We start from the raw sequence: 5,512 nt of genomic DNA on the forward strand, positions 1-5,512 counted from the left end.
GGAAGGTCCTGGTGTAATAGCAAGCCCGACATCAGCAGTTACAGAAGTGTCTGGTTTAAGCGTTGGAGAGCATCAATTTACAGTAACAGTAAGCGATGGTGTTGACGCGATGGAGTTAGGTGTTTCAGTAACTGTTACTGCACAAGAAGTGACGGTACAACCTGAAGTAGAAGCGAAGTCGAGCTCAAGCGGCTCACTTGCGTGGCTAACACTTCTAATGGCAGGTTTTGCAGGCTTAAGACGCCGTAAAGCAAAGCGCAGCTAATCACTCCCTAAGTGTGTTATGTGACAAAGGGCCTTCGGGCCCTTTTTTCGTTTTTAGGATTCCTCATACCAATTCGCAATAATGCTTACTCATTTTGAGGGGAGGAAGCCGAGTGTTAAAAACGTCTTATGAGTGGCTGCAACGATACAGGAATTATCACCGCTACATTGTTTACAAAAAGTAAATAATAAAAACGGTTTTGCTGCTGCCTATGAGTGAACTTACCCTAAAATAGGGTGCTTCTATTTATTAATTGCAAATAAAAATACGATTACAGGAGTTTTAAGTATCTTAAATGTTAATTGTGTGTACAAAAAGCTACACGAATGTAGGTAATTTTTTAATTCTCTGTGGTTATATTATAAGCGCGAGCGGTGGAATGGATATCCACCCAGCTTGAATAATTATACTAATTAACTATCCAGGGGATACTTTATGCAAGTGAAAACTCTCTCGATTGCTGTTGCCGCAGCTATCTATAGTGCCAGCGCTGCTCATGCAGTCGGTGTTGATAGTCAGCTTAAAACACAAAATCAATTAAAAGCACCTAATATTACATTTGAAGAAATCAAAGCATTTAGCAAAGAGTACAATCAAGGCGACTCAACTAGCATGATGCAGAATGATGGTCTAAATGTGCAATTGAGTGGACAAAATAAAAAGTTTACTGAAGAAGGCCTAGACGGTGAGCATATTTATATTGTTCGCTTAAGAGATAACTCTGTTGCACTTGAAGCGCGTGAGTTCGATTCGCCTTTAGCGAAAATAATGCAAACTCAAGGTGTGACAAAGGTTTTCGAAAAAGGTCAGCCGTCGATTTCTGCCGTGACCGAGTACCAAAATAAGCTACTTACAAAACAACGCACTGTTATGCAAAGCGTAACGGCTGTAACAGGCCGTACAGAAATGCGTCGTCAGTTCACTAAAGCATTGAATGGTTTCTCTGTAAAAATGACTGAACGTGAAGCAATGAGTGTTGCTGAACTAGGAGCGGTCGCTTCTGTTATGCGTTCAAAAAATTACGATCTTTTATCTGATGAAGGCCCTCGTCATATTGGTGCAGACCAAGTGTGGGATGGCACAAGTGTTCCCAGCGGTATTAAAGGCAAAGGTGAAGGCCAGATTGTCGGCATTATCGATACGGGTATTAACTCTGATCACCCATCATTTGCTGCAGTAGGTGATGATGGTTATGAGCACATTAATCCATTTGGTAGCGGTAATTATGTGGGTGACTGTGTTGAAGAACCTGAAGAAATCCAATGTAATAGTAAGTTAATCGGTGTGCGTTCTTATGATGTGATCACTGATGCATTTGATGCCATGATCCCAGGTTGGCCTGCAATTGGTGAGGATTATCAAGGTCACGGTTCACACGTTGCATCAACTGCAGCGGGTAACGTCGTTAAAAATGTGCCTTATATGTTACCGAGTTTTGGTGAAAATACAGATGGTAATATCCTTGCAGAAGATTTATTCCCTGAGATTTCAGGTGTTGCACCCCATGCGAATATTATTGCTTATCAAGTATGTTACCCGTCAAGTGACGAATACAGAGGGTGTCCGGGCGAAGCGCTTGTTGCGGGTATTGAAGACGCGATTTCTGATGGTGTTGATGTAATCAACTTTTCAATCGGTGGTGCAGATTCGAACGTGTGGGCTGACCCTGTGCAACTTGCATTTTTAGCCGCGCGTGAAGCGGGCATTAACGTTGCAGCAGCGGCTGGTAATAGCGGACAAGGGTGTGGCAGCGCAGAGTGTTTTGGTTATTTAGATAACTCATCGCCTTGGCTGGCGCAAGTTGCAGCGACTACACACGGCCGTAGTGTTGCTGTTGAAACCGCCGTTGAGTTCGCTGGTTTTGCAGATGCCTCACTTGGATCTGAGGTTCCTAGCTGGTCAGAAACGGGTCTAGTAGGGGGCGCAATCAACAGTGAAGAAATCACCGGGGTTGTTGTTTGGGCTAAAGACTATGAAGATGTTAATGGTTTCAAAGATTACAACGGTTATTGTACAGCTGATTACCCTGAAAATACCTTTAACTTCTATAAGGATGGCACGGAGATAGCGGGTGCGGCTGATGGAACGACTAACGTTATTGTTATTTGTCAGCGTCACTTAGCAGCTGATCCTGCTGCGAATGCACGTACAGCAAAAGTTGATCACGTGAAAGCCGGTGGAGCGGATGGTTTCATCATGTACAACCGTGATGGTGCTCAAGGTACTGTTGCAGAAAGCTATTCTTTACCTGGCGTACACTTTACGTATGATCAATGGAATGGTGTTGATGGTAATGATGGCCTAGAAGACTGGGTCGATAGTTATTCAGAAATGGGCCATATGATCACTATTAAACCAACGGTGATTGAGCGTCGAGTTAACGCTGAAGATGCTGATTGGTTAGCAACGTTCTCATCGCGTGGTCCTTCATTCTCAAATATAGAAGTGCTCGCACCAACACTTGCTGCTCCGGGTGTTGATATCTATGCTGCTTATTCTGATGAGCATCCGTTTGTAACACCACATGGCCAAGATTATGCGGCAATTAGTGGTACTTCAATGGCATCTCCACATGTTGCGGGTTCAATGGCGTTACTTCGTCAAATTCACCCAGATTGGACTGCAGCTGAAGTTCAGTCAGCATTATCAATGACGGCTGAAAATGTGGTTAAATATCACCGCTTAAATAATAAAAATGATGTAGTTGCAGATGCGAAGACTTATCGTTCAGGTGCGGGTCGCATAAATGTTGCGCTAGCAGCAAAAGCGGGCTTTGTCATGGATGAGTCAGCAGATAACTTCTTAGCTGCAGATCCATTCAATGGCGGTACACCGCATAAACTTAACTTGCCTAATTTAGTTAACTTCTCATGTGCACCAGAGTGTCAATGGGTACGAACGATTAAAGCGACAGAAGACGGTACTTGGACCGTTAGTCATGAGGATGTTGAAAACTGGAGTTATGATGTTAATTCACAATCCGCTCAAAATGGTGTGAATATTGATATCTTCCCGAAAACTTTCTCATTGAAAAAAGGTGAGACACAAACCATTATCGTTAAAGCGTCGATTATGGATACGCAAGATTGGTTTAGTAACTCTGAAGTTGAGCTACACACGAACCTAGTATTCCAAGCTGAGGAAGCGGGTATTCCAGATGCGCATTGGCCTGTAGCGTTTAAATATGATCGCGGTAACTTACCTTCAATGCTATCTACAACTGCGCATTCTGACGAAGGAACGTATGTTGCTAAAGGCATTATGTTACCAAACATCGAAGCACCTGTAGCACGTGTCTATGAACCAGTGAAAGCAGAAATTACTTCTGTAACACTGCCAAAAGATGACGATACTACTTTCCCTTGGACAATGAATCGTAAAGATGATGTAGCTGCTGAAGATATCTTAGATGAAGCAACATTCACTAAGTTTGTAACCGTCCCCGCTAATTCTAAACGTTTTATTGCAGAAACTGTCAGTGTTGAATCGGAACTTGATGGTTCACTGAAAAAAGGTAATCCAATCGTTTATGTAGGTAAAGACTACAATGGCGATGGTATTGTTCAGCCTCAAGATGAGATTTTATGCGTATCTAACCATCGAATCTACAACAACTTCTGTAATATTAATAACCCTGAAGAAGGTGAATATTGGGTTGTTTTATATAGCAGTAATAAAACCTCTGTAGGTCCAGTTGAAGAAACCTTTGAACTGGCAACGGCTGTTGTATCAGAGCAAGTTGCAACAGGGATGACTGCACGCCTTCCTGCGAGTGATGGTTTAAACAAAGTTGACATGACTGTTGATTGGAACATGGAATTTGATGCTAATAGTGTTTACTACTCATTATTGGATGTGGGCACATCAGCAGTTAATCCTGGTAACTTAGGTTCTATTCCATTCAAGATTAATCGTGGTAAAGATGTTGCGCACCTAGATGCGCCGAATACAGGTGCTAAAGTCGGTGACTTCGTTCCTTATACTTTTGAAGTATTGGCAAATAACTCAGGTGTTGACCGTGAATTTACTCTTGAACTAGCGATTCCAGAAGGTCTGGATGTTAAAGCTGAAAATGTTGCAATATCAACAACATCAGAAATCAATATTGAAGTTGTTGATGGCAAGGTTATTGTAACAGGAATGCAGGCTGATACGCGCGATGTTGAGCCAGACTACATTGTTACCGATAACATTACTGATGAGATGTGTCGAACACCTGACTTTGGTAATGCAAACCCAGGTGGTTATGTAGATTTATCACAGTTTGGGATTATGCCGCTGCTATCAGGTTTTGATGATCAAAACCTATATAACTATCGTGATGGCTATACTTTACCTATCGCAAGTTTTTACAATGGTGCGTACGATAACTTCAGTTTGTATAATAACACTGGAAATACAAACATTCAGAACCAGGTTATCCAAATTCGCGGCATGGGTACGGTGAATACAAGCGGTAGTCGCTTCTTCTACCCAGTTCACAATCCGTTCCCATATAATTCATTCCCATTTGAAAACATGGGTCCATTATGGCGTGGTTGGGAATTCTCTGAACAAGGCTTACTACGCTCTGTAATGTCTGTTGGCTTATCGTCAAACGAGGGTATTTCACTAGCAAGTACTGCAACGGGATGGGGTATTGTTGAGTGGGATAATGCATCTGATTATGACGATCCTGTTTATGACCGTTCAACAGGTACATACAGTTATACAAAACGTGATAACTCATTCGACTTCCAAGTGCTATTCAATGCAAATACGCGTTTTGGTAAAGGTGAGCACGAAATTTACTATGCATACGATAATCTTGACTTTGGTACGACCCGTCCGCACGGCAGTATTGGTCTTCAAGGTTTCCGTGGCGAAGTATATGAATACGGTCCACTTGATAAATATCGCGGCGTTCAAGTTGCTTATAACAATCTAGATGAAGTTATTAGTGACGACTATGTTGTGTGTATGGATTACGTTGGCCCAGAATCATCACAGTTCGAAGTAACGGCATGGGCAGAAGTATTGCCATCAGCGGCAGGTCAAATGCTAAATATTGATGCGAAAGCAGCTATCTCTGGCCTAAATGACATGACAACGACTGCGACACTCAGTGTACCAAGCAACATCACGGTTGTAGCGCTTGACGATATGGTAACCACAGAAGAAACAGCAATTAGCTTTGATGTTCACTATATTGATGAAACAAACTCGAAAAATGAAATTTCAGTTATTTCAGACAATGTAAGTTTTGAA

Annotated in this window: 2 protein-coding genes; both read left to right on the plus strand. The window is 42.2% G+C overall.

Annotated features, from left to right (window positions below):
- A partial coding sequence (locus JIG41_RS04665; RefSeq protein ID WP_199524317.1) for a GlyGly-CTERM sorting domain-containing protein occupies positions 1 to 265 on the plus strand: 265 nt, incomplete at its 5' end.
- Between the two features lie 435 nt (positions 266 to 700).
- Positions 701 to 5,512, plus strand: a 4,812-nt coding sequence (locus JIG41_RS23030) for a S8 family serine peptidase (protein WP_199524318.1), incomplete at its 3' end; no start/stop codon positions are given.

The sequence above is a fragment of the Pseudoalteromonas sp. bablab_jr011 genome, assembly GCF_016464045.1.
GTDB classification, from domain to species: Bacteria; Pseudomonadota; Gammaproteobacteria; order Enterobacterales; family Alteromonadaceae; genus Pseudoalteromonas; species Pseudoalteromonas lipolytica.